Here is a 25351-nt window from a genome sequence, read left to right as displayed (position 1 = left end):
GAGAAATCTATTGCTGAGTCAACCACTGAGCAAAGCGACAATAGTGTGGCATTGATGCCGCACAAAATGCGTCGGGTGCAAAAACTGCATTTTATTGGTATCGGTGGCGCGGGAATGGGTGGCATTGCCGAAGTTGTGCTCAATTTAGGCTATCAAGTGTCAGGTTCTGACATGAAGCATAGCAGCATGACCGCTCGTTTAATCAAGCTAGGTGCGGAAATTTTCATAGGTCATGCTGCTGAAAATGTGCAGCAAGCGGATGCAGTTGTTGTGTCCAGCGCAATTAATAAAAGTAACCCTGAAATTCAAATTGCGACCGAACTGCGTATACCGATTATTCGTCGTGCAGAGATGTTAGCTGAACTGATGCGCTTTCGCTATGGCATCGCGGTAGCGGGTACGCACGGTAAAACCACTACAACGAGTTTGATAGCGACCATATTTTCACAAGCCAAGCTAGACCCGACGTATGTTATCGGTGGACTACTTAATAGTGCCGGCACGAATGCAAAATTAGGGGCGAGTAAATACCTGATTGCTGAAGCTGACGAAAGTGACGCTTCATTTTTACATTTGCAACCGACACTGTCGGTGATCACCAATATTGAAGCGGATCATCTCGAAGCGTATCAAGGTGATTTTTCTAAAATGAAAAACGCTTACGTCGAGTTTCTCCACAACTTACCTTTTTACGGTTTAGCGGTTGTCTGTGGTGACGACGAAGTAGTGCAAGAAATCTTGCCTAAAGTCGGCAGAAAATACTTAACTTATGGTCAAGCAGACGGTAACGATTATCAAGCTATTGACGTTAAATATGAACTGAATTTCAGCCACTTTACGGTTAAACGCAAAGATAAAACTGCACTGCATGTAAAACTCAGTTTGCCTGGTATTCACAACGTGTTGAACGCTACAGCGGCTATTGCGGTGGCCACTGATGAAGGTATCAGCGATGCAGATATTCTCTTAGCACTACAAAGTTTCCAAGGTATCGGGCGTCGTTTTCAAGTACTGGGGCAATTTACTCAGGACTATGGCAGCACAATTTTGGTCGATGATTACGGTCATCATCCAACGGAAGTTGCAATGACGATTGCTGCGGCGCGCAACAACTGGAAAGAAAAGCGCGTGGTTATGATTTATCAACCGCATCGATATTCTCGGACCCGCGATCTATACGAAGATTTCGTAGAAGTTTTGTCGCAAGTTGATGTGCTATTACTGCTCGATATTTATGCCGCTAGTGAGGAACCTATTGACGGTATCGATAGCAAGTCTTTGTGTCGTTCTATTCGCCAACGTGGCAATTTAGAACCCATTTATGTGAGTTCACAGCAGAACCTATATAAAATTTTAGCTGATGTGTTAAGTGACGGCGACGTTGTTTTTGCACAAGGTGCTGGCAACATTGGTGAAATAGCGCAATCGCTGTCCATCGCTGAATTGAGTAAAGTAGCGTTGTTGAAAAAAGCGAGCGATGCATGAACCAACGAGTAAATAGCGTAAACGAAAAAAGCGCAACCGACATCGGTGCAATTAGCAAGGACGTGTTTGGCAAAGTAGCTGTGTTGTTCGGCGGCAATTCCGCTGAACGAAAAGTCAGTCTGGCATCCGGCACGGCTGTGCTCAACGCGCTGCAAGCTGCTGGTGTCGATGCACATAAGTTTGATCCTGCAGAAAATCCAATCGGTGATCTTATAGCACTGGGATTTGACCGCGCATTTATCATTTTACACGGTCGCGGCGGCGAAGATGGAAGCATGCAAGGTGCTCTGCAGTTGTTAGGTATTCCGTACACCGGTACAGGCGTTTTGGGTTCAGCTTTAGCCATGGATAAAGTTTATTCGAAACAAGTATGGTCAACTTTAGCATTGCCAACCGCGCCATATAAGGTGCTTACCAAGGATCAGGTAAATGCAGCCTTAAAGCCAGATTATGCTGCACTTTTAGCAAAACTGTCGGGTGTTGCGATGGTAAAGCCTGCGCGTGAAGGTTCGAGCATTGGCATGGCGAAAGTCAGTCAGCCTGACGAACTTGAAAGCGCTGTAAAACAAGCGCTTGAATATGATGACGATGTGTTAATTGAACAATATATCAATGGACCAGAATATACGGTCACTATTTTGAACGGTGTGGCACTTCCTTCCATTCGCATGGCGACACCGCACGTTTTCTATGATTATGATGCCAAATACAACGATAAAACCACCGAGTATCATTGCCCTAGTGGCTTAGACGACACGACTGAAAAACAGGTAGGTCAACTTGCTCTTAGTGCTTTTCAAGGCTTATCAGGTAGAGGCTGGGGAAGGGTTGATTTAATGCGTAATGAGCACGGTGAATTCATGTTACTTGAATCCAATACCGTGCCGGGTATGACTGAAACAAGCTTAGTACCAAAGGCTGCAAAACAAGCGGGATTGAGTTTCGAGCAGCTCGTATTGCAAGTTCTTACGTCAAGTTTGGAGTAGCGAAGTGACGAAGGGCGATTTATCAAAAACTGGACGCAATGTTCGCAGAAATACCGCGAACAGCAGCAGTCTTGTTCATCGCTCAAATCGAACTGAATCCAGCGATGAGTTAGACTCATTAGATGATGAGATAGATTTATTCGATGAAAATGAAAGAACAGGTGAAACAGGATCTTCAAATAAAATCGTTGGGCTAATCGTTTTTACGTTTGTGATCGTCAGTTTTATTTACGGTGGTATTCAAGTTAAACAATGGCTTGAAGATGAGCAGCAGCTGCCGGTGCAAAAAGTTATTTTTAGCGGTGAAAGACGCATTTTGGTAGACGCAGAAATGGAAGCGCTTATCAGACAGAATCAAAAAGGCAGTTTTTTTGCATTAGACGTGAATAAAGTACATCAGCTTTTAGAGGATATGCCTTGGGTTTATCGGGCATCAGTGCGCAAGCGCTGGCCAAGTAGTTTGCATATTTATCTCGTTGAGCAGCAGCCGGTCGCAATTTGGAATGAAGATCTTTTGTTGAATACTGAAGGTGATATTTTTGATGGAGGTGATCCTAACAAAAAATTACCTCAATTATTCGGGCCGGGTGGCAGTGAAAAAACGGCACTAGCCGGATTCAATGCAATGCAGTCGCTGTTGGGCTCGACTGGACTAACAATTAACGCTTTATTTTTAAGTGAAAGATTCGCTTGGAGAGTAGAGCTGAGCAATGGAATACGCCTAAATATAGGGCGTCAGCAGTTTATCGATAGATTGCAGAATTTTATCGATATATTTCCGCTGTTACAGGCACAAAATAAGGCGATTAATTACATCGATTTGCGGTATGATATAGGGCTTGCCGTGGGCTGGCAAAAAAATGATAAAAAAGAACAAGAAATTACTGAAAATAATGATTAAAATGAGCGATATGAAACATGTCTAAAGCTACTGAAAGAGACCTAATTGTCGGTTTAGACATCGGAACCAGCGTAATCAAAGCAATTGTCGGCGAATTACTCGACGATGATAGCATTAGTATTATTGGCGTTGGCACACACAAGTCCCGAGGAATGGACAAGGGCGGTGTGAATGACTTGAACCTTGTTGTTCAGTCAGTAAGACAAGCGGTTAATGAGATGGAATTGATGGCCGACTGCAGTGTATCTTCAGTATTCATGTCAATTTCAGGGCGTCACGTTCAGTGTCAAAACGAGAGCGGGATGGTGCCAATCAATAATCAAGAAGTCACGCAAGACGATGTGGATAACGTTATCCACGCCGCACGCTCTGTGCCAATGGCAGCCGAACGTAAGTTACTTCATGTGTTACCGCAAGAATTTGTTATCGATGTGCAAGAGGGGATAAAAAATCCCATTGGCATGTCGGGCGTAAGAATGGAAGCCGCTGCGCATATTATTACGTGCGCTGAAGATATGGCAAAAAATCTGGTCAAGTGTGTTGAAAGTTGTGATTTGAGTGTCGATCAAACCATCTTCTCAGCCTTGGCTTCAAGTTACGCCGTATTGACGGATGATGAGCGCGAACTAGGTGTCTGCGTGATCGATATCGGTGGCGGCACTATGGATATCGTGATTTACACCGATGGCGCTATTCGCCACACGGCAGTTATTCCGTTAGCGGGTAATCAGATTACCAGCGATATTGCGAAAATTTTTCGCACGCCAATGAGCAATGCGGAAGACATTAAAACAAAATATGCATGTGCACTGAAAGATATGGTGAGCATGGAAGAAAGCATTGAAGTACCTAGTGTTGGTGGACGACCTGCAAGAGTGATGTCGCGCCATACTTTAGCTGAAGTGATTGAACCAAGATATCAAGAGCTATTTGAATTAGCTTACGAGCAAATCAAAGCGAGTGGTTTAGAAGAACAAATTGCTGCAGGGCTTGTCATCACTGGCGGAACAGCCAAGATGGAAGGCGCTGTAGAGTTTGCCGAGGAAATTTTCCAAATGCCAGTAAGGGTTGGGAAGCCTCACTCAGTCAAAGGTTTGGCTGAATATGTTGATGATGCCTGTTTTGCTACGGCAGTGGGTCTGTTACAGTATGGTAAGCAAAATATAAACAATAAAAGAACGTCTTCAAAGAAAGGCGAAGAAAGCGTATTAAAACGCATCCAAAGCTGGTTTAAGGGCGAATTTTAGGGGGCTCTTAACCGTTAGCGCTAAAACAATTTGAAACCGAAATAATAAAAGAAATAGGTTTCAGTATACCGGAGAAGCAGAATGTTCGAACTAATGGACAGTCAAAGCGACGAAGCCGTCATTAAAGTAGTTGGCGTCGGAGGTGGCGGTGGTAATGCCGTCGAATATATGGTTCAGCACATGATCGAAGGCGTAGATTTTATCGCCATGAATACCGATGCGCAGGTATTGAAGACATCGAGTGCTCACATCAAACTACAAATTGGTAACGAAGTCACAAAGGGTTTAGGCGCTGGCGCCGATCCAAATGTGGGTCGAGAAGCTGCTCAAGAAGATCGTGAAAAAATCCGTCAAACGCTGGAAGGCGCTGATATGGTTTTCATTACGGCTGGAATGGGCGGTGGAACGGGAACTGGGGCAGCTCCAGAAGTGGCTAAAATTGCTAAAGAAATGGGAATATTGACGGTTGCTGTTGTGACTAAACCATTCCCATTCGAAGGCAAAAAGCGTTCTGATTTTGCTAATCAAGGCATTGCCGAGCTTTCTAAGCACGTCGATTCATTGATCACGATCCCAAATGAAAAACTCTTAAAAGTGATGGGTAAAGGCACGCCTTTGCTACAGGCTTTTAGTGCGGCGAATGATGTACTTCGCGGCGCCGTACAGGGTATTGCTGAGCTTATTACTCGTCCTGGTTTGATCAACGTTGATTTCGCCGATGTGAAAACTGTGATGTCAGAAATGGGCACGGCAATGATGGGCAGCGGTGTTGGTAGAGGTGAAGATAGAGCTGAAGAAGCTGCAGAAGCTGCAATCGCTTGTCCTCTGCTAGAAGATATCGACCTATCTGGTGCTCGCGGCATCTTAGTTAACATCACAGCAGGCCTAGACTTTGCTATCGACGAATATGAAATCGTGGGTAATGCGGTTAAAGCATTTGCTTCAGAAAATGCGACAGTTGTTGTTGGTACGGTCATCGATCCTGAACTCACTGATGAAGTTCGCGTGACTGTTGTCGCCACTGGTATCGGCGCAGAACGCAAGCCTGACATCAGTTTGGTCAATGATAATGCGCGCGTGAGTGCTGTAGGTAGAGACTACACGTCTGGTTCAAGAGACCATAAGTCCTCGGGCAGCACTGATGGTAACCAAGCGTTAAAGTTAGACGACGAAGCTCAACCAAGTAATGAATTAGAGTATCTTGATATTCCAGCATTTTTGAGAAAACAGGCTGATTAGACTAATAAATTATAACTAGATTCATGTTTAGTTGTAGTGGTCTGAACAGTCACTGTTTTTAAAAAAAAGCTTGTAATATTGTAACTCTTTGACAATAAAGTGATTGAGTAATATAATATGCGCCGTTTTTCTGTTTGGTGAATAAAACAAAATGATAAAACAACGTACTATTAAAGAGTCTGTTAAAGAGACGGGCATCGGTTTGCATAAAGGACGCAAAGTCACAATGACTTTACGTCCTGCCCCTGCGAACACCGGTATCGTTTTTCGTCGCGTTGATTTACAACCGCACGCAGACATTCAAGCCAAGGCTGATGCCGTTGGAGATACAATGCTGTGTACTTGTATCACTAATGCTGAAGGTCACTCCATTCATACCGTAGAGCACCTAGCTTCTGCGCTGTCTGGTTTAGGCATTGATAATATTATCGTTGAAGTTGATAGCCACGAGCTTCCTATAATGGACGGCAGTGCATCTCCTTTCATCTTCTTGCTCCAGAGTGCCGGTGTACAAGAGCTAGATGCCCCTAAAAAATTCATCAAAGTGATCAAAACTGTGCGCGTCGAAGACGGCGATAAGTGGGCAGAGTTTAGGCCTCATGACGGCTTTAAAGTTAATTTCGAAATTGATTTTGAACATCCAGCTATCGCGGCCAGTAGACAACGAGTCGAACTCGACTTTTCTGTTGATTCGTACGTTGACGAAGTTAGTAGAGCCAGAACCTTCGGTTTTATGAAAGACTTAGAACTTATGAACTCGATGAATCTTGCTTTAGGTGGCAGCATGGATAATGCTGTCGCGCTAGATGAATATAGAGTGTTAAATCCTGAAGGCTTGCGCTGCAGTGACGAATTTCTTAAACATAAAATATTGGATGCTGTTGGCGACCTCTACTTGGGCGGACATAGCCTAATTGGTGAGCTTGTTGCTTACAAAACAGGCCATGGTTTAAATAATAAGTTATTAAATGCAATACTTAATGATGCCAGCGCATGGAAGTATGTAGAGTTTGAGAATGAAGACAGCTTACCCATAAGATACATCGAACCTTCCTTAGCCTTTTAATCTCTCGCTTGTATCGATTGGCGTGTAAGAAAGCGGCTTGAACAGCAGTAACAGGTATAAATTAAGATAAGTAGGTGCGCTTGGTAAATGTTTCTATCTGCCGATAAGAGAGTTAGACTGCAGGCACAATAACGTAATAAGGGTCGTTTCGCGACATTGTTACGGTACAAAGGTACGATTAAAAGCAAACATATAAAGGGTAATGATGAGTTTTACGATACTTTACAAAGGCAAGAATCGCAGATTTGTGAAGCGGATATCCGCTCGCAAGCTGTTGAGCTTGTCTGTAATAGCATCGATTATCTTCCTTATCTCTAGCCGCTCAACTGAATCCGTCTATGAAAATCATGTTCGCGTTAACGTCATAAAGACAGGCTTAGAGCAGCAAGCAAATCTAGTCGATCAATTAAAAGTTAACACGCAACAGCAAGTTGGCGGGATCGTTAATCAGTTAGCTATCCTGCAAAACCGAATTAATCAGATGGAGTTGCTCACAGCAACCATGGCTGAAAAGGCCGGTCTGAACAAAGAAGATTTTACGTTGAGCGAAGAAATGCAAACGCTGAACGCCACCGAATCATCTTTAACAAATCAAATCAATAAAATGTCTGAGACATTAGATTTTAAAATTCAGCAACTCACCGCCCTTGAATCTTTGATGTTAGGCCTCAATATAGAAAGAGAAAGTGAGTTAGCAGGACGTCCAGTCGATACAGGTTGGTTGTCTTCTTATTACGGTGTTCGCAAAGACCCATTCACTGGCCGCCCATCTATGCACAAAGGCTTAGATTTCGCAGGCAAAGAAGGTGAAGACGTTATTGCAACAGGTGCTGGTGTTGTAACCTGGTCTGGCGACAGATATGGATATGGAAAACTAGTTGAAATTGATCACGGAAACGGTTTAAGAACAAGATACGGTCACAACGCCCAATTGTCGGTTGAAGTCGGCGACGTTGTTACTAAAGGTCAAGGTATCGCATTAGTTGGCAATACTGGTCGATCAACAGGTGCACATGTGCATTATGAAGTTCTCAAAAACGGTCAACAGGTCGATCCTCTACCATTTATCTATCGCTAAAAAACTGATATTTAGTTTTCTCCAGTTCAATTCCACTCCTGACTCATTTAAATAGCTCAGTTCAGTGCTAAGCTTATCTAGTACGCCCTAGTTTATTCGCTGCATAATTGTTACTATGTTGCGCGTTTTATTTTAGTCATTTTTGGAAAATCATATAGCATGTTATCAAGCACCTTGAAAAAAGTATTTGGCAGTCGTAACGACCGTTTACTCAAAAAGTTAAAAAAGACAGTTGTTGCTGTTAATGAATATGAGAAAACATTCGAAGAACTTTCCGACGATGAGCTAAAGGGTAAAACAGCTATATTCAGAGAGCGCTTAGAAAAAGGCGAATCGATGGATGCAATAGCAGCAGAAGCGTTCGCAGTCGTTCGAGAAGCCAGTAAGCGTGTTTTCAAAATGCGTCACTTTGATGTGCAAATGAAAGGCGGTTTGGTTTTACACCAAGGAAAGATTGCTGAAATGCGCACGGGTGAAGGTAAAACCTTAACCTCTACTTTACCCTCTTATTTAAATGCAATTTCGGGCAAAGGCGTTCACGTTATTACGGTGAATGATTATCTCGCAAAGCGTGATGCCGACGGCAGCAGACCACTATTTGATTTTCTTGGGCTAACTGTGGGTTGTAACATTCCTGGTTTAAGTCCTGCAGAAAAGCGTGCTGCTTATGAAGCTGACATCACTTACGGCACCAATAATGAATTTGGTTTCGATTATCTGCGCGATAATATGGCGTTTAGTCCACAAGACCGAGTTCAGCGCGGACTGCATTTTGCGGTTATCGACGAAGTCGACTCAATCCTTATCGATGAAGCAAGAACACCACTGATTATCTCAGGCGCGGCAGAAGATAGCTCTGAGTTATATAGAAAGATTAATCTGATTATTCCTGAGTTGCAGCAGCAGGAGAAGGAAGATGAAGAAGACAACATTGGCGATGGTCATTACACCATCGACGAAAAAGGCAAACAAATACACTTGACCGAAACGGGTCAAATCTTCGTTGAAGAATTATTGCAAAAGCACGGGATCTTAGACGAAGCAGAATCTTTGTTCGCTGCTGCGAATATTTCCTTATTACACCACGTGAATGCCGCTTTGCGCGCTCACAAGTTATTTGCAAAAGATGTTGATTACATTGTTAAGGGTGACGACATTATCATTGTTGACGAACATACCGGTCGCACAATGGAAGGACGTCGTTGGTCCGAAGGCTTGCACCAAGCAATTGAGGCCAAAGAAGGCGTAAACATCCAAAATGAAAATCAAACCTTAGCGTCAATTACCTTTCAAAATTACTTCCGTCTATACGACAAGCTGTCAGGTATGACAGGTACTGCTGATACAGAAGCATTCGAGTTTCAGCACATTTACGGTTTAGAAACGGTTGTTATTCCAACCAACAAGCCAATGGTGCGTGATGACCGAGCGGATAAAATTTATCTTACCGCTGCGGAAAAATATGATGCCATCGTCGAAGACATTCTAAGCTGCGTTGAACGCGGTCAACCAACTCTTGTTGGTACCGTTTCAATTGAAAACTCAGAACTACTTTCCAGCGTCTTGAAAAAGGCAAAAATCCAGCACAAAGTACTCAATGCAAAATTCCATGAGCAAGAAGCGGATATCGTTGCAAACGCCGGTATGCCGGGTGCAGTGACTATTGCTACGAATATGGCGGGTCGTGGCACGGACATTGTGTTGGGTGGTAATTTACAAGCTGAAATTGAGAAGCTAAAGAATCCAACAGAACAGCAGTTAGAACACGTTAAAGCAGAATGGCAGAAACGTCACGATGCAGTGTTAGCCTCTGGTGGTTTGCATATTATCGGCACTGAACGCCACGAGTCGCGTCGTATTGATAATCAGCTACGTGGTCGTTCAGGTCGTCAAGGTGACGCAGGCTCTTCACGTTTTTATCTATCGCTTGATGATGCACTGATGCGTATTTTTGCCTCTGAGAAGATGGGTAATATGATGAAGCGCCTTGGCATGGAGAAAGGTGAGTCAATCGAACACCCATGGGTTTCTCGCGCTATTGAGAATGCACAACGTAAAGTTGAAGGGCGCAACTTCGATATTCGTAAGTCTTTACTTGAGTATGATGATGTTGCGAACGATCAGCGTCGCGTTATCTATGAACAGCGTAACGAGTTGTTAGATGACGGTGACATTGGTTCAATGATCGCTAACATCAGAAAAGATGTTGTATCAAACGTTATTAGTGAATATATACCACCACAGTCTTTAGAAGAAATGTGGGATGTTGCAGGCTTAGAAGAGCGTTTGAAGAGCGACTTCGCCGTCGATGCTCCTGTGCAGCAATGGCTTGATAACGACGATAAATTATTTGAAGAAACCATTAGAGAGCGCATTTTCGACGAAATTGTGAAAGCTTACGAATTAAAAGAAACCACCGTGGGCCCAGAAGTTATACGCAACTTTGAAAAAGCGGTTATGCTGCAAAGCCTTGACGGTTTGTGGAAAGAGCATTTAGCGGCGATGGACCATTTGCGTCAAGGTATCCACTTACGTGGTTATGCTCAGAAAAATCCAAAGCAAGAATATAAGCGCGAATCGTTTGAGCTGTTCTCGCAAATGCTAGACACTCTCAAAGTAGACGTCATCAGCATATTAAGTCGTGTGCAGGTTCAGCAACAGGCAGATGTAGAAGCGGTAGAAGAACAACGCCGTGCTGCTGAAGTTGAACGTAAATTTGAACACGAGTCGGTAACAGAGCCAGAAGCTGAGAGGCCTGCTGTTTCTCAGCGTACTGGTCCAAAAGTGGGCCGCAACGATCCTTGTCCGTGTGGTTCAGGTAAGAAGTACAAGCAATGTCACGGTAAGCTGTCTTAGGACGCTTACCCAGGCTATTTAATAAGAGAATTATAGTCTTTTTATGAAACAAGTTCATGTTGCAGTAGGTGTTGTCCGCAGGGGCAGCACCTTTTTTATATGTAAACGCGCTGACGATCAACATCAGGGTGGTAAATGGGAGTTTCCTGGCGGCAAAGTAGAGCTTGGAGAAACTGTAGAGCAAGCCTTGAATCGAGAACTTTATGAAGAAATCGATATAAGTATAAAGGTGTCGTCCCCATTGATTGAAGTTGCCCATGAATATACCGACAAGCGTGTTCTGCTTTCGGTGTTGTTAGTTGATGAGTTCAACGGTGAACCATTTGGCAAAGAGGGCCAAATGCATCGCTGGGCCGACGTCAGCGACCTGAAAGAAATTGACTTTCCTGACGCTAACATCGCTATTGTAGATGCTATTCTGGCGCTGTCTGCTTCTTAATATTAAAGAATAAGCTATACAGCACCGGCACAACACCGAGTGTCAGCAATGTGCCTATCGCTAAGCCAAAGGCGAGTGCGCTGGCCATACCAAAGAACAAGGCGTCCTTACTTAGAATCAGAGGCAGTAAGCCCAGAATTGTGGTCACGGTAGACATAATGATGGGGCGCAATCTGCGCATACATGCTTCTACTATGGCTTCGTACTGATCTTCTGTTTCTTTGCGTTCAATATCTATTCTATCTATCAACACAATAGCATTGTTAACAATGATGCCTGCGAGTGCATACAAGCCTAAAATAACCATGAAGCCAAAGTTTGCCTGCACGCTAAGTAAACCAATAACGGCACCGATTAAAATGAGTGGCACGGTTAAAATCACTATGCCGGCTCGGCGCAATGAATTAAATTGAGCGATTAATACTAGCATCACTGCTGCCAAACACAGCGGTAGGTTGGCATTCAATGATGCCTGAGATTCCTTTGAATCTTTTACTACACCGTCAAATTCAAGACGATGAGCAGGCGGAAGCCTTTCTCTAATTTTATCAAATTCAGGCTGTAAAATAGGCACCATATCTTCTGCTGTCATATTCAAATTTTTTGCTTCAATCGTGACGGTTCTAAATAAGTTTTCACGGGCAATTCTGGCGTATTGTGGGCTGAAATTGATGTCTGCAACTTGCTCTAGGGGCACGTTGACGTTCCTTGATGCAGAATACACATTAATACCGTAAATGCGGCTAATGTCATATCTATCCTCAGCCTTCCCTCTAATGATGATAGGAATTAAATCATCGCCTTCACGAAATTCTGAAACAACTCTGCCAGAGAAAAAGGTTTCTAATGATCTCGCCACATCGGCTGATGTAACACCTGCTCGTTTCGCTCTCGCTTGATCTATTTGCACGTCAATTTGGGTAATTTTATTTTCCCAATCATTTTTAATTTCGACGGTACCTTCCAAATTACGGAATATTTCTTCAATCTCTAAGGCCGTGTTGTAAATGTAGTCTTTGTCGGGCCCTATAATTTGCACATCAATTTTATTTGAATCAGAAGGGCCTAAAAACATCTTAGTAACGCGAGCATTAACCTTTGGAAAATCATTGGCAAAATCTTCTCGAAGGCTTTTGATCGTTTCATTCTGGTATTGGCGGTCAACTAGGTTAAGCATGACGAAGGCTTTGCTCGATTCAGGCGTTATCGGGGTGAGTGATAATACAAACCTTGGCCCCCCGAAACCGCCGTAGGCTGCATAGTTTTCTACATAGGGGTAACGCTCTTTATCGTCAAGAACATCAAACACCTTTTCCAGTACATCTTCTGTTTCACGCATTGACGAACCCGCGGGTAAATCAATATAGGCCAATACCTGAGCGCGATCAGAATCAGGAAAGAATTTTACCGGTACAGTGCTCATCGCAAAACCTGCGCCTAAAAACAGTAATATCGTCAATGCCATGGTAAACGCGCGATATTTCAATACGAAACGCAAAATCGATTTGTACACTGGATTGATAAGGTCAAAGAAGTTTGCCACTTTGGCTTGAAAACCGGACTTCTTCTTCACAGCTTCGTCCTTAATAAACAAGAAGCATAAATACGGCGTAACCATGAGAGAAAGTAACCAAGAGGTGAAAAGCGAATAGATAATGACGATAGAGACAGAACGTGTGTATTCACCAGAGCTACTTTCAGCTAGCATCAGCGGTAGAAAGACTAGCATCGTGGTAACTGATGATGTTAATAGAGGGATCGCTAAGGTTCTGCCTATGTCAGATACGATCTCTCGGCGTTTTTCGCCATTCTCCAATCGTTTCTTGAAATCTTCAGCAACAACAATCCCATTGTCGACAAGCAAGCCGAGTGAAATAATAAGTGTTGCCAAGCTCATACGCTCAAGCGCCATGCCGCTAAAATTGAGCACGGCGAGTACAATTAAAACAACGGCCGGTACTATCGCACCGACAATCAAGCCAATGCGGACGCCAAGAAATAAGATGACGACGGCAAGCACAATAGCTAATGTTTGAATAACGTTGATAGATACGCCGTCTACCGCAGCATTGACTTGATCGGCCTGTCGCGTGATCACGTTAAGGCTAATACCTGCCGGCATTTGCTGCTCTAGTGCGCGTAACATTTTCTCTAAGCGGGGCGTATACTCGGTGACACTAAAGCGATCATTCTTAGCCACTGCGAGCACAATTGCGCGTTCGCCGTTAAAGTAAGCGGTTTGAAATTCAGGTGTTTGAATGCTTCTATAGACCGTAGCGATATCTTCTAAGCGAATTGAGTTATTAGTATTTGGTAAGGTGAAAATGACTTCTTTGATTGACTCGATGCTAGTGAAATCGCCGCTGGGGACAATGCTAAAACTCTTTCCGTTCAGGTTAACGTTACCGCCAGAACGAATAACGTTCTGTTGTTGCAATGTATCGAGCAATTGAGAGGGAGATACCCCTAATTGCGCCGCCTTCACGTCTGACACTTCAATTACTATATTTTCTTGCTGTGCGCCGAGTATGCTAACGGACTGTGTGCCATCAACGGTATAAATCATGTCGCGAGCATGCTGCGCCATATCGAACATGTCGCCCATAAAAATGCCGTCATCGGCCTGCAAGGCAACGGTCAATATTGCAACATCTCCAAAATTATCATTAATAAAATGCGGCGGCGTGCCTTCGGGGAATTCGCTTCTTACCTTGTCTAATTCGTTTCTTACCTTGTCCCAAATTTGGTCTAAGTCGAAATAGCGGTCATACAAATCGACGTAAACAACTGATGTGCCTTGCATTGAAATTGAACGAATTTCTTCAACTTCGTCGACATTTCTAACGCCTTCTTCAACCGTTTTTGTGATCAGAAGTTCGATTTTTTCAGCAGGCATACCGGGGAAGTTTGTAGTAATAACTGCTTCTCGAACTTTGATAGAAGGATCTTCTTGGGCCGGCAGTGAAAAATAGCTAACACCACCAAACACCATCAATGACAGTACAACGGTCATGACTAGACGGTTATAGCTCAAACCAATATCGGATAAATTCATGCTTGTCGCCTTTATTGGTTATATATTTGGGTAGAGGTTTCAACGACCGAAATAGCCTGATTGGGTCTAATAAAGTCGACGCCAGTTTTCACTATTTTTGCATCGGAAAACTGATTGATGTTGGGCTGTTGCTTAAATTTAATAATGGCGGTCTCAGGCTTTAATTCAACAATTTCAATATAATGTTTCTCAGCGATAGTGTTTTGATTTTGGTTTATGCTGTTGTTGGAAATAGGTGTGTCTTTGTTAGCTGTTTCTGGGTTATCAGTTTGCGAACTTGTTGAGCTAGTTTGTTGAGTGGCAACAAAGTATAAATAGGGACCTACTTTGTCTGTGGTAAAGGCGCTAAAGGGCACTTCAAAGTATTCGGCGCTGTCAAATAAGCCGCTGATCGACAGAATAATTTCGGCTGACATTCCAGGATAAAAACCGGTATGGTTGTCGTTAAATGTAATAGTAATTGGAAATGCATTAGCAATGGATGCTTGAGCGCCAATTTCTGTGAGGGTTGCTGCGTAGCTTTTTGTAGCGCTCAGCGAGGGAAGAACCACATTTACTTGGTCGAAAAGGGCGACTTTGCCAATTAAACCCTCCGGTATTGCTGCATTTACTTCTAGGAGAGCATTACCTTGAATACTCAACACCGATGCACCAGGAGAGACCTGCTGCGAAGGCTCAACGAAACGTTCTGATACGCGACCAGAGTAGGGTGCGACAAGCGTTGTATCGGAGAGATTTTCTTTTGCGATATTAAGTGAGCTTTCAGCAACTTCTACACGCTGTTTTGCTATCTCAAAACTAGCTAACGCGCCATCTAACGCAGCCTGTGACACAAGACCTTGTTCTCTGAGCGTTTGGTTTCGTTCAAAAGTTTGCTTGATATCAAGCAATGCTGCGCTTGCTTCACCTAAGGTGCTTTTGTTTTGTTGTACTGCCATTTTGTATAGCGTTTTATCTAATTCAGCTAGCACGTCTCCCTTTTCAAAGGACTGTCCTAAATCCACGTGCATTTTAGACACCACACCGGTGACTTCAAATGAAATTGATACGGCGTCGGCTGCTTGAATAGTGCCGGTTAAGTGCCTTTTGACACCATCTGAAGCAGGCACTAGTTTAGTCGTCCATACTTTTTTGGGAGGCCCAGACTTTGTAGCGTCGCTTTGCAGCATGTCTTCATCGGAACCGGAGCATGCACTTAATATAAAAAGGCTAATCACTAACAGCACCGCGGTTTGTGTAAAACGCATTATTTTTCCTTTCACTAAAGCAATTGCTTTATCTGTTTGATTTCAACTAATTGTCAAGTTTATGTTCTGCACCTTATAGATAGCCTTAGTGCAGATATTTGTATTAATTGTTGATATTACATTTAAGTACTGTACAGTACAGTACCATAGCCTTTTGGATTTGTCAGCACACAAAAGCAAGAAGCGAAAATATTTAATAGCGAACGTTGCATAAGCGTTGTGCTAAGAATGTTGATAGAATTGAGGTGTGTTTTAGTGATGATTACAATAATGAATAGTGGTAAATATGAGTCGTAAAGATGCTGAATGCAGGATATTAGCCGCAGCGAAAAGCCTATTCTTCGAGTTTGGTGTGGCCGCTGTGACCACTGATATGTTGGCCAAAGCGGCAAAAACATCAAAAATGACCCTGTATAAGTACTTCCCAAACAAGGAAGAGCTTTTAGAAGCGGTGGTATCGAGGGAAGTTGCTAAAATTTACGAGCCCTCAAAAGTAGAAGTACACAGCCAAGTAGATTACCAAAACATGCTGCAGTCTTTTTGTCTAAATATCGTTGATATTATATTTGACCCAAAAGTGGTGAGATTTGACCAGCTAATGATCAGTCAGGCATTGTCGAATAAAGAAATGTCGCAGGCGCACTACAATCGCTGCTATGTACCAGCAATCCAAGAACTTGCGCGCTTGATTAAAACAGGCCAAGAGCACGATTACTTGAAAGCGCTCCAAACACCGGAAGATATTGCTGATATGGTCTTGTCTTCAATCGCAGGCCTAACTTATACCAAAGCACTCTTTGGTTTTACTATTAGCAAGGAAAAGCTAGAGGCGAAGGTGCTAAGCGTGCTAGGCGTGTTATTTAGCGCAAACGATGTGCCAGCGCAAAATAACACGCAACAAGTGATTTAAATAACGGTCTTACGCGCTAACGCAAAGGCAATATTCAGATGATAATAAGCAGACTCGCCAATAAAGTGCGGGTATATGTTGTCCTCACCTTCCCAGACGAGAGTGTCGCCTTCAAAGCTTAAAAATGTAGGCTGGCCTTTATTTAACACTATGAAATCATTATTTTGCAAACTTGGATGGATCATCGCTAACTTTTCTCCCTCAGAGCTTAAAGGGAAATAGACTTCTTCAGTTAAACGAAAAGCATCAACCGCATCTAATTGACCAAGCATTTGCTTGTTCCAAAGGTCACAAAAAGCAACGACAAGCTTGGTCATTTTTTCTGTTTGCAAATAAGCAGCAGGGCGCAGCACGCCTTGTGGCTGTGGTCCTATTTCAATCATGAGCCCTTTCTTACCGATGCTGCATAAATAAGGATGTTGTTTATACGGAATGTGGTCTTCAATTAGAATGATGGCTTCAGGCATGTTGGTCTTAACGTACCTTGCCATCTGCTGATGAAATTCGTCAGATTCCAAAATAATTAAGGTTGGGCCCATGTTACTAGTGGTATTGTGAATATCGATAACAAGGTCTCTGGTGGGCTCGTACTTTGGACCATAAGCCAAGTTAAATTCGATAGCTAGTTGGTGTTCCAAGTTTTCGCCCGATAGCGCGCTTAATTTTTCTTGGCTAAATTGGCGATTTAAATCCTCTTCAACGTAGCGAGCACGTCTTTGAATCGCGAGTTTGTTTACTAAGGCTAATTCAATGCCAATATCACTTTCTTGACCCAGCAGTTGCGCGCGTATTTTTTTATTCGACAGCAAGTTTCTAAGGTACTCAATACCAGACATTTCATTACCATGGGTACCAGCGGTAATTAAGATTTTATGTATTTCAATATGTTCTGACATCGCGTGGTTCACCTTTTTAAATAAGTAGGCTAAAAATGGTATTTTGCTGAATTGGTCTAATACTAAAGAGAACTGTTTTGTGAACTAGGTGCAGGGCGCAAGCCATAAAAACACCCTAGTTTTTGAAAAAATCCTGCTCTTGCTGTGCTAGCAAAGCCTCAATATCTTCTATATCAATATTCATATCGGGTACAGAGGTTTCTGCATCTTTATTTGCGCCAGAGGGGATCGCGTTTTCTTCGTTGGCCCATTGGCCTAAGTCAATCAATTGGCATCGTTTGGTACAAAAGGGTCTAAACTGGTTTTCCGTTGTCCATTCGACTTCTTTTTTACAGGTAGGGCAATTTACTTTCATATTCTTTGGCTATTTTGTTAATGGGTTGAAGATAGTCTAGCAACACGCAATGTCAAACTTGATATCGCCTGGTACGCCGCCTGCAGAACCCTCATCAGCGACGAGCTGCATAAAGCGAATACCGTATCGATACTTGTTGCCGCTCAGTACAGGGAAGTAACCTTGACTGTTAGAGCAACGCACTCGGATAAGATCAATTTTATCAGTGACCACACCTTGATAGAAGCCATTGGTACCGACAACCTCTTCATAGCGCCCGCGTTCACGCAAATATTGCATCAATAAGGTAATGTTTTCACGTACCAATGCTAACTGGTTTACCCACATCGTAATGTCTTTGTTGCGCACGTCTTTGGCCTGCTTTAGCCAACAAAATAAATGCGGTAAATCAAAGCTGGTTGCACCACCGGGGATCGAAAAACGCTGACGAATACTGCCAAGAAAGCGATCGTCTTTTAAGCTAGAGCCGAGTTTGTTAGTGCGCTTAAGATCAGACAACAGACGATGTAAAGTTTTTAGCGCATCCTCCAGCGCTGAGGCGTCGATGTTTGGATGGGTAGACCAGTGCACTAGATTTTTTTCATGCACGTCGATGTCACGAATGAAGTCAGTACGCACATCCAATCGTTCGAGTAAGTCCATTAAGGTAAACAACACATCAAAAAAATGCAGGCATTCAAATTCACTATCGAATGTTGCGGTGTGATCCAGTTGTTTAAAAAGCTGTTCTAATCGCAAATAGTTTCTCACTTTTTCGCAAAGCGGAAATTCGTAGACTGCGATTGGCATTCAGCGCTCCTTTTGGTTGATTTGGATAGTAATCGTTATAACTGGCGTAAACCCTTCGACACAGTTTACAGGTTTTTGTTCACAATGTTTAGGTACATTTGATGTAAATCCTGTACTTGTGCGCTGAGCCACTCTAGGTCTTTGTTGTTTACTATCACATCGTCAGCGGCGGCCAACCTTTGCGTTCGGGAGGCTTGCGATGCAATGATGCTCTCAATAATCGCTTGCTCACTGTTATCTCTGGCAACCGCTCGCTTTATTTGGCTTGCTTCATCGATATCTACCACTAGCGTGCGAGAAACCATGGCGTTGAGCTTGTTTTCAACCAGCAGTGGAACACTGAGAATACAATAGGGGGATGTGGCACTTGCAGTTTGTAGCTGCATTTGTTCGCGAATAAGTGGGTGCAGTAGGGCGTTGAGCCAGTCTTTTTTCGCATTGTCTGAGAAAACGATAGTGCGAAGCTTTTGCCTGTCGAGCTCTAAATCAGGGGTCAGAATGTTATCGCCAAATTTTTCGACAATAGCGGCTAAGCCTGGAGTACCCTTGGCAACCACTTCTCGAGCAATGACGTCGGCGTCAATAATGTCGATGCCTAGTTTTGCAAACAGGTCACTTACGGTGGTTTTACCCGAGGCAATACCGCCAGTGAGGCCGATAACTAATTTGCTCATAGCGTGGATAAATACCAGTCGGCAATAAGGTCACCATACAGCATTGTTAACCAACCTGCAGCAGCTAAGTATGGTCCGAAAGGAATGGCTAAGTCGCTGTCTTTTTTCTTAATAAACATTAGGGTGATGCCGACAACGGCACCTACTACTGATGATAGCAATATAATAATCGGCAAGTGCTGCCAGCCCACCCAAGCGCCCAGAGCAGCAAGCAGCTTAAAGTCGCCATAGCCCATGCCTTCTTTGCCCGTAAGCAGTTTGAAAGCCCAGTAGATTGACCATAAGATTAAGTAGCCGATTATTGCGCCGATGATGGAGTCAATGGGTGAGATTGTGCTCTCGAAGCAGCTAATACCTAGTCCAATCCACAGCAATAGTAGCGTGAGAGAATCAGGCAGCAACATTTTATCTAGGTCGATAAAGGTCATTGCTACAAGCAGCCAAGTTCCTAAAATGAATGCAGCGCCGGTTAAACCAAAGCCTAATTGATAAGCAACGACAGCAGACATGACGGCGGTTAGTAGCTCAACGGCAGGGTAGCGTGCTGAGATAGGATTAGCACAACCACTGCATTTGCGTCCCAGCATCAGCCAGCTAATAACGGGAATATTCTCCCATGCTCTAATTTTATGTTGGCAATTAGGGCAAGTTGAATCCGGCTTCACTAAATTAAACGTGGGTGCGGGAGGAAGTTCTTTATCTGGATTCTGAAATTGCTCAATATCACGCTGCCACTCGCGTTCCATCATTATCGGTAAGCGATAGATAACCACGTTAAGAAAACTGCCTACTAATAAACTAATACAGAAAGTAGTGATGACAAATGCCAGTGGGGATGCTGCTAATAATTCAAACAACGCAATATTTTCCATTTGAGTGACTTTTGCCTTTAAGATTGTGCTGATTCTTGGGTTTATATTATGCTATCGGCTTGCTGAATAAAAGGCTATGGCTTTTATCCAAGCAGTGTTTTTGCTAACTATGACGCAAAACGTACAAAAATAAATAACTTGGTGAATGACATAGCAAATGCCTAGGTATCAGCAAACAATAAAAAGCCAGCGTAAAGCTGGCTTTTTAAACGTGAATTGATGTTACACCACATTACCCATTTCGAAGATAGGCAAGTACATGGCTACAATTAAGCCACCGATAACCACACCCAACACGGCCATGATCATTGGCTCGAGTAAGCTAGTTAAACCGTCTACCATATCGTCAACCTCGGCCTCATAGATAGTTGCTATTTTTTCTAGCATGCTGTCTACAGAGCCTGACTCTTCGCCTATCGCGATCATTTGCGTGACCATGGGCGGGAAGATATTAGTAGCGCGCATTGCAACGTTCATTTGCAAGCCGCCGGCAACTTCTTTCTTGACGAACAAAATGGCATTGCGGAAGACAGCGTTACCAGATGCGCCTGCTGCGGAGTCAAGAGCTGCGATTAGCGGAACACCAGCTGCAAAGGTTGTCGAAAGCGTTCTGGTAAAGCGCGCAACAGCGGCTTTTTTCAAAATATCACCAATGACTGGAATTTTTAGGATCTTTTTGTCAACGCTGTCACGCAGGGCAAGCGATTTTCCGTGCGCCTTTTTAAACAGTATGGCGGCAATGAACACACCTACACCAATAAACGGGCCATAGTTCTGCATGCCGTTAGACAGGCCAATAACGAACTGTGTGAAAACCGGGAGTTCGGCGCCAAAGCCAGCAAAGATTTCTTCAAACTGTGGTACAACGAATACTAAGAGGATTGTCGTTACAATGAAAGCAACCACTAATACCGCGATGGGGTAAAACATGGCTTTCTTGATTTTCGATTTTAACGCTTCTGCTTTTTCTTTATACAGGGCGATACGATCATAAATAGTTTCTAGTGCACCCGACTGCTCGCCTGTTTCAACGAGGTCACAATAGAGGTCATCAAATTTGTCAGGATGTTTGCGCAAGGCTGATGAAAGTGGGTTACCTGATTTTACTTCATTGGTGATTTCGCCCAATAAGTCGCGCATCGACATTTTTGAATGTCCAGAACCAATCATTTCTAAACTTTGAATTAGAGTAACACCTGCGCCAAGCATGGTTGCTAGCTGACGGGATAATACTGCAATATCTTGTGCAACAACTTTATCTTTTCTGCCAAATAAAGGTTTTGCTAATTTTTTAACTTTAGTTGCAGATACACCTTGTCGACGTAATAAGTTTTTTGCTTCTTGCAAAGAACCTGCAGTGATTTCACCTTTGCCTGCCCGGCCGGTTTTTGATGTGCCTGACCAAGTATATGTTTCTGCTGTTTTTGCCATTGTATTAACTCATTTTTGCTGTCAGAGAACAAAAAGCCCAGAGTTAGACTGGGCTTTGATTATCTATATCACTATGGAAGTCTTAGCAAATTGTTGTTGGGTCACACACTGCACCCCAAGAAACAGCACCGGTGGCTACGTTAACAGTTGGAGTAAGAACGTAAGTGCCAGCGCCTGGAATTCCCATTACTGGTGGAGCTGTAGCCGTTATTACACCAAGCGCAGTACTAAGACCAACAACTCTTTCAGTGGCTGCATTAGCAGCTGTTCCTGTTACGCCAGTTCCAACAGCTACAAGAGCTGGAATACCGTTGGTACCTTCATTACAGCCAGCTAGGCGCAAAGCTTGTGTTGCGCCACTAGATAACTGCACACACACCTCAACGGCCGTTTTAGCCGCCGCTGTCGCATTGGTAACTTCAGTAAATTTCGCTTTCTGCGTATAACCCTGATAAGCAGGTAAAGCAATTGCAGCAAGAATACCGATAATCGCAACAACGATCATTAGTTCGATTAATGTAAAGCCTTTTTGAGCTGAATTTTTCATGTTGTCTCTCCGTGCGTGGTCAACGCGTTTTAAAATATTTGATTTAAAGTAAGTTAAAAAGGTAAGTGCGGTAGTGCTTACCTCTTAACCTCGAGACCAAGTATAAGAGGAGAGTTGAGTTTGTGAAGTATGCAGGCGCATACTCAAGTGTTGGTTTCGACACATCCAATCATACCTAAGGGCGAATTATGGCTATGTCGAGGTGGCTTAACTAACCGTAATAAGAGACAAATCTATAGCTGTTACATGTTTAGTCAATGCGCCTGAAGAGATATAATCCACGCCTGTTGTGGCCAATTCTTGCAGCCTGTCAAAGGTAATATTGCCAGACACTTCTAGCTTACACTTTCCTGCATTAATGACGACTGCTTCTTCGATCAGTTTTGTACTAAAATTATCCAACATTATGATGTTGACACCCGAATTTATTGCTTCATTTAGTTCTTGCAAATTCTCAACTTCCACTTCAATAGGTAAGTTTGGGTGCATCAGTTTTGCCTTGGAGACCGCATTTTTAATGCCTCCACAGGCTTCAATGTGGTTTTCTTTAATTAAAAAAGCATCGTATAAACCCATTCTATGATTCATACCTTGAGCGCATGCAACCGCATACTTTTGTGCTTGACGCAGGCCTGGTATGGTTTTGCGAGTATCAAGAAGCTTTGTTTTTGTGTTTTTCAGGTATTTGACATAGCTTGCTGTGGTCGTTGCGGTGCCGCTTAGGGTTTGCAGAAAATTTAGTGCTGAGCGTTCGGCGGTTAATATTGCTCTTGCATTGCCTTGGATATAAACAATTGTGTCGTTTGCATTCAGCTTATCGCCATCCTTGCATTGCCAATCAAGCATAACGTCCGGGTTAATTTGCGCAAAAACTTCATCTCCCCATGCTTGGCCACACAAAACACAGTTCTCACGTGTGATTATTTTCGCTGACATCGTTGCGTCGGCGTCAATCAGCATGGCAGTAATATCGTTTTCTATCGATATGTGCCCTCCGAGGTCTTCTAATAATGCATCTTCGACTTGCTTTGGGATATTTAATTGATATTGATTGATGAGCGGCATGATAAGGGACACTTATTTTAAGATGTTACAAAAGGGATTAATGGGGGAAGTTTACTGTTTTATGTACATCATTGAAACTGAAATTCAACTAGACTTGGGTTAGGCTAACAATCGCAGTCGTCAGTGAAATAGCTTTGCACTTTGCGTTGTCGCTCATATACTTTGCGCAGTTTCTTATATAAAGGAAGATTTATGACTCTTATCTCACTATTAATTGTAATGGCCTTAGAGCGCGTCACATCAAAAGCACCCGAGTGGCATGTTCATGCACTGGTTGGCAAATACATTAAATTTTTACAGGGCCGTCATTGGTTCAGCGATACTGCGTCTATGTTTTCTTTATTGCTTATCATATTTTTACCAGCGCTTTTGGTTTGGGGTATTGAGCAGGCGGTTGACAATGGATTGCTCACATTTGCGCTGCAGCTTGTTGTACTTTGGGTGTGTTTAGGCTGCCCGATTACCCGTAAAAATTATAAGTTTTATTTACAAGCTGCAGAGCGTAAGGATTTTGAAGCCTGTTCTTTGCACAGTGTTGCATTCGGCAATGAAAGCGGAGACCTAGACAAAGTAGGTCAGCAGTTGGTGTTTATTAATTACCGACAGTATGCCGCCGTTATCATTGCTTTTGTGCTGCTGGGCGTTCCTGGTGTCATCATTTATTCAATAGCCAAAGAGCTACAGTTGTTTACACATAGAATGGCCGCTAACGACAACAACCCTGAAGAGGTTAAAGACGAAGTGATGGGTGAATGCACAGATGAAAATGGTGAACTGTCCATTGATAAAATAATGCATGTGATTGATTGGGTTCCCGTGCGCTTAACAACCTTTGGCTTTATGGTAGTCGGTCATTTTTCAAGAGCACTCACCTATTGGTTGCCTGCGTTAGTGGATACAACATCTAGTGCAAAAACAATATTAAATAATGTTGCCGTTGCTGCCGAAGAGGTAGAGGCAGATCAACAAAACTGCATTGACGAACCGTGTATGTTAGTGAGATTGGCAAAGCGCAATGTACTATTTATCCTCGTCGGCGTGTCAGTGCTGACTATGGTCGGAGCAGTTGCCTAAATCTTTCTTGAGCAAGCGTAAATATTTCTTTTCAAAATAGGCAGCCTTTATCAATAAAGGGCTGCCTAGCTTTTATTCGATGCATCTTCGTGCATATATCCCTTCAATCATTCTTAATTCATTAGCAATTTAAGCTGAGCTCTACTACCTTGATAAAGACAGGGCTTGTCGAATGGATAAAAGTTGCTTACACTAGTTTGGTTAATTGGTATTACCATTTGCTCTAAATGGCGAGCGAATCACACAGTTTTGTTAACAAGTTGAGCAATAAATAGTAGTCCGTTCAACGTAGCAAAAACGCATATAAAGGTAGGGCATAGAAGTGCACGCAAGTATTAAGCACCAAAAGTTGTCTGACGTCATCACAGAACGTCTGGAGTCCATGGTTTTGGACGGGACACTTGTTGCTGGCGAAAAGCTTTTACCTGAGCGATTGCTAGCCGAAAAATTTCAAGTTTCACGCCCTTCATTGCGTGAAGCCATTCAAAACTTGCAAGCGAAAGGCTTGATTGAGCGCAAGCAAGGGGGGGGCACGTTTATTACCCAAAACCTTAGCGCTAAAATGACCGATCCTTTATTAGCGCTTGTTGCATCTCGGCCAGAAACGCAGTTCGATTTACTCGAGTTTAGGCATGCGCTGGAAGGGATGGCGGCATATTACGCAGCTCTGCGAGGCCAGCCAGAAGATTACCAGGCCTTGAACAACGCTCTAAACAGCCTCCCTAGTTTGCAGCACTCAAACGTGAACGCGGCAAAACTTGGCTCAAGCCAAGCCAATGATAATCCCGAGCAAGAAGCTGAAGCACTAGTAGAGTTTTATCTAACTATGGCAAAAGCTGCTCACAATATGGTGCTTTTGCACGTAATGCGCAGTATGCGAGGCATGCTAGTTGAAAATATTAAACGAAATTTAGAAATGCTGCGTGCTGGCGCTGATGTAGAAGTGCAAATACGTGAGCAACGCCATGCCATTGTGCAGGCCATCAGTTCGCAAGACCCTGAAGCAGCTCGTAAAGCAAGCAACAAACACTTGGGTTTTGTTGAAAGTACCTTATTAGACATCAACAAACGCGATGTGAAGTTACAGCGCGCGATGCGAAGAATTGAAGTAAAAGAAACTGGAAAGACAGCCTCTTGAA

Annotated in this window: 22 protein-coding genes; 12 read left to right on the top strand and 10 right to left on the bottom strand. The window is 43.3% G+C overall.

Annotation, left to right across the window (positions count from 1 at the left end; translation table 11 throughout):
- The first annotated feature begins 54 nt into the window (after window positions 1-54).
- The 9 genes from murC (at window position 55) to mutT (ending at window position 11297) form a co-directional block, all read left to right on the top strand.
- Window positions 55-1485, top strand: a complete 1431-nt coding sequence (gene murC, locus GNIT_RS12810) for a UDP-N-acetylmuramate--L-alanine ligase (protein ID WP_041246861.1) — start codon at window positions 55-57, stop codon at window positions 1483-1485.
- Window positions 1482-2471, top strand: coding sequence for a D-alanine--D-alanine ligase (locus GNIT_RS12805; protein ID WP_014109664.1), 990 nt, complete (start codon window positions 1482-1484; stop codon window positions 2469-2471). The genes murC and GNIT_RS12805 overlap by 4 nt, the downstream gene beginning before the upstream one ends.
- A gap of 4 nt (window positions 2472-2475) precedes the next feature.
- Window positions 2476-3372: a cell division protein FtsQ/DivIB gene (locus GNIT_RS12800; protein ID WP_014109663.1), complete on the top strand. Its 897-nt coding sequence runs from the start codon at window positions 2476-2478 to the stop codon at window positions 3370-3372.
- 17 nt (window positions 3373-3389) lie between these two features.
- Complete coding sequence (gene ftsA, locus GNIT_RS12795; RefSeq protein WP_014109662.1) at window positions 3390-4619, top strand: cell division protein FtsA; 1230 nt, start codon at window positions 3390-3392, stop codon at window positions 4617-4619.
- A gap of 81 nt (window positions 4620-4700) precedes the next feature.
- Window positions 4701-5858, top strand: a complete 1158-nt coding sequence (gene ftsZ, locus GNIT_RS12790) for a cell division protein FtsZ (RefSeq protein ID WP_041246426.1) — start codon at window positions 4701-4703, stop codon at window positions 5856-5858.
- A gap of 151 nt (window positions 5859-6009) precedes the next feature.
- Window positions 6010-6924: a UDP-3-O-acyl-N-acetylglucosamine deacetylase gene (gene lpxC / locus GNIT_RS12785; RefSeq protein ID WP_014109660.1), complete on the top strand. Its 915-nt coding sequence runs from the start codon at window positions 6010-6012 to the stop codon at window positions 6922-6924.
- 205 nt (window positions 6925-7129) lie between these two features.
- Window positions 7130-8002 (top strand): M23 family metallopeptidase, encoded by an 873-nt coding sequence (locus GNIT_RS12780; protein WP_014109659.1) that lies wholly within the window; start codon window positions 7130-7132, stop codon window positions 8000-8002.
- A gap of 159 nt (window positions 8003-8161) precedes the next feature.
- The gene (secA, locus tag GNIT_RS12775) at window positions 8162-10858 is read left to right on the top strand and encodes a preprotein translocase subunit SecA (protein WP_014109658.1); all 2697 of its coding nucleotides are present in this window, start codon (window positions 8162-8164) and stop codon (window positions 10856-10858) included.
- A gap of 43 nt (window positions 10859-10901) precedes the next feature.
- The gene (mutT, locus tag GNIT_RS12770; protein ID WP_014109657.1) at window positions 10902-11297 is read left to right on the top strand and encodes an 8-oxo-dGTP diphosphatase MutT; all 396 of its coding nucleotides are present in this window, start codon (window positions 10902-10904) and stop codon (window positions 11295-11297) included.
- Here the strand turns inward: mutT and GNIT_RS12765 are convergent.
- Together GNIT_RS12765 and GNIT_RS12760 are read right to left on the bottom strand one after the other, a co-directional pair.
- Window positions 11272-14352 (bottom strand): efflux RND transporter permease subunit, encoded by a 3081-nt coding sequence (locus GNIT_RS12765; protein ID WP_014109656.1) that lies wholly within the window; start codon window positions 14350-14352, stop codon window positions 11272-11274. The genes mutT and GNIT_RS12765 overlap by 26 nt on opposite strands.
- 11 nt (window positions 14353-14363) lie before the next feature.
- Entirely contained in the window at window positions 14364-15599 is a 1236-nt protein-coding gene (locus GNIT_RS12760; protein ID WP_014109655.1) for an efflux RND transporter periplasmic adaptor subunit, read from the bottom strand.
- Window positions 15600-15885: 286 nt separating this feature from the next.
- Here GNIT_RS12760 and GNIT_RS12755 point away from each other — a divergent pair, with 286 nt between their 5' ends.
- A complete protein-coding gene (locus GNIT_RS12755) occupies window positions 15886-16509 on the top strand; it encodes a TetR/AcrR family transcriptional regulator (protein ID WP_014109654.1) in 624 nt (207 codons plus the stop codon).
- On the opposite strand, the gene GNIT_RS12750 is transcribed toward GNIT_RS12755, so the two are convergent.
- From GNIT_RS12750 to nadC, 8 genes are all read right to left on the bottom strand, one after another.
- Entirely contained in the window at window positions 16506-17405 is a 900-nt protein-coding gene (locus GNIT_RS12750; RefSeq protein WP_014109653.1) for an aspartoacylase, read from the bottom strand. The genes GNIT_RS12755 and GNIT_RS12750 overlap by 4 nt on opposite strands.
- 115 nt (window positions 17406-17520) lie before the next feature.
- On the bottom strand, window positions 17521-17760 hold the full coding sequence (gene yacG, locus GNIT_RS12745) for a DNA gyrase inhibitor YacG (protein WP_041246425.1): 240 nt from the start codon (window positions 17758-17760) through the stop codon (window positions 17521-17523).
- 36 nt (window positions 17761-17796) lie between these two features.
- A complete protein-coding gene (gene zapD, locus GNIT_RS12740; RefSeq protein ID WP_014109651.1) occupies window positions 17797-18549 on the bottom strand; it encodes a cell division protein ZapD in 753 nt (250 codons plus the stop codon).
- A gap of 65 nt (window positions 18550-18614) precedes the next feature.
- Entirely contained in the window at window positions 18615-19223 is a 609-nt protein-coding gene (gene coaE, locus GNIT_RS12735) for a dephospho-CoA kinase (RefSeq protein ID WP_014109650.1), read from the bottom strand.
- Window positions 19220-20095: a prepilin peptidase gene (locus GNIT_RS12730; protein WP_014109649.1), complete on the bottom strand. Its 876-nt coding sequence runs from the start codon at window positions 20093-20095 to the stop codon at window positions 19220-19222. Before GNIT_RS12730 ends, coaE begins: the two co-directional genes overlap by 4 nt.
- A 222-nt stretch (window positions 20096-20317) precedes the next feature.
- Entirely contained in the window at window positions 20318-21526 is a 1209-nt protein-coding gene (locus tag GNIT_RS12725; RefSeq protein WP_014109648.1) for a type II secretion system F family protein, read from the bottom strand.
- A gap of 82 nt (window positions 21527-21608) precedes the next feature.
- Complete coding sequence (locus tag GNIT_RS12720; protein WP_014109647.1) at window positions 21609-22073, bottom strand: prepilin-type N-terminal cleavage/methylation domain-containing protein; 465 nt, start codon at window positions 22071-22073, stop codon at window positions 21609-21611.
- Between the two features lie 207 nt (window positions 22074-22280).
- The gene (gene nadC / locus GNIT_RS12715) at window positions 22281-23138 is read right to left on the bottom strand and encodes a carboxylating nicotinate-nucleotide diphosphorylase (protein ID WP_014109646.1); all 858 of its coding nucleotides are present in this window, start codon (window positions 23136-23138) and stop codon (window positions 22281-22283) included.
- A gap of 192 nt (window positions 23139-23330) precedes the next feature.
- Here nadC and ampE point away from each other — a divergent pair, with 192 nt between their 5' ends.
- Window positions 23331-24212 carry a beta-lactamase regulator AmpE gene (ampE, locus tag GNIT_RS12710; RefSeq protein WP_014109645.1) on the top strand — a complete coding sequence of 294 codons (882 nt, stop codon included), beginning with the start codon at window positions 23331-23333 and terminating at the stop codon, window positions 24210-24212.
- A gap of 382 nt (window positions 24213-24594) precedes the next feature.
- Window positions 24595-25350, top strand: a complete 756-nt coding sequence (locus GNIT_RS12705; RefSeq protein ID WP_049787000.1) for an FCD domain-containing protein — start codon at window positions 24595-24597, stop codon at window positions 25348-25350.
- The last annotated feature ends 1 nt before the right edge of the window (window position 25351 follow it).

Source organism: Glaciecola nitratireducens FR1064 (assembly GCF_000226565.1).
In the GTDB taxonomy this organism is placed as follows: domain Bacteria; phylum Pseudomonadota; class Gammaproteobacteria; order Enterobacterales; family Alteromonadaceae; genus Glaciecola; species Glaciecola nitratireducens.
Note: the sequence above shows the minus strand (reverse complement) of the source record. Positions and strands in the feature narration are given on the sequence as shown.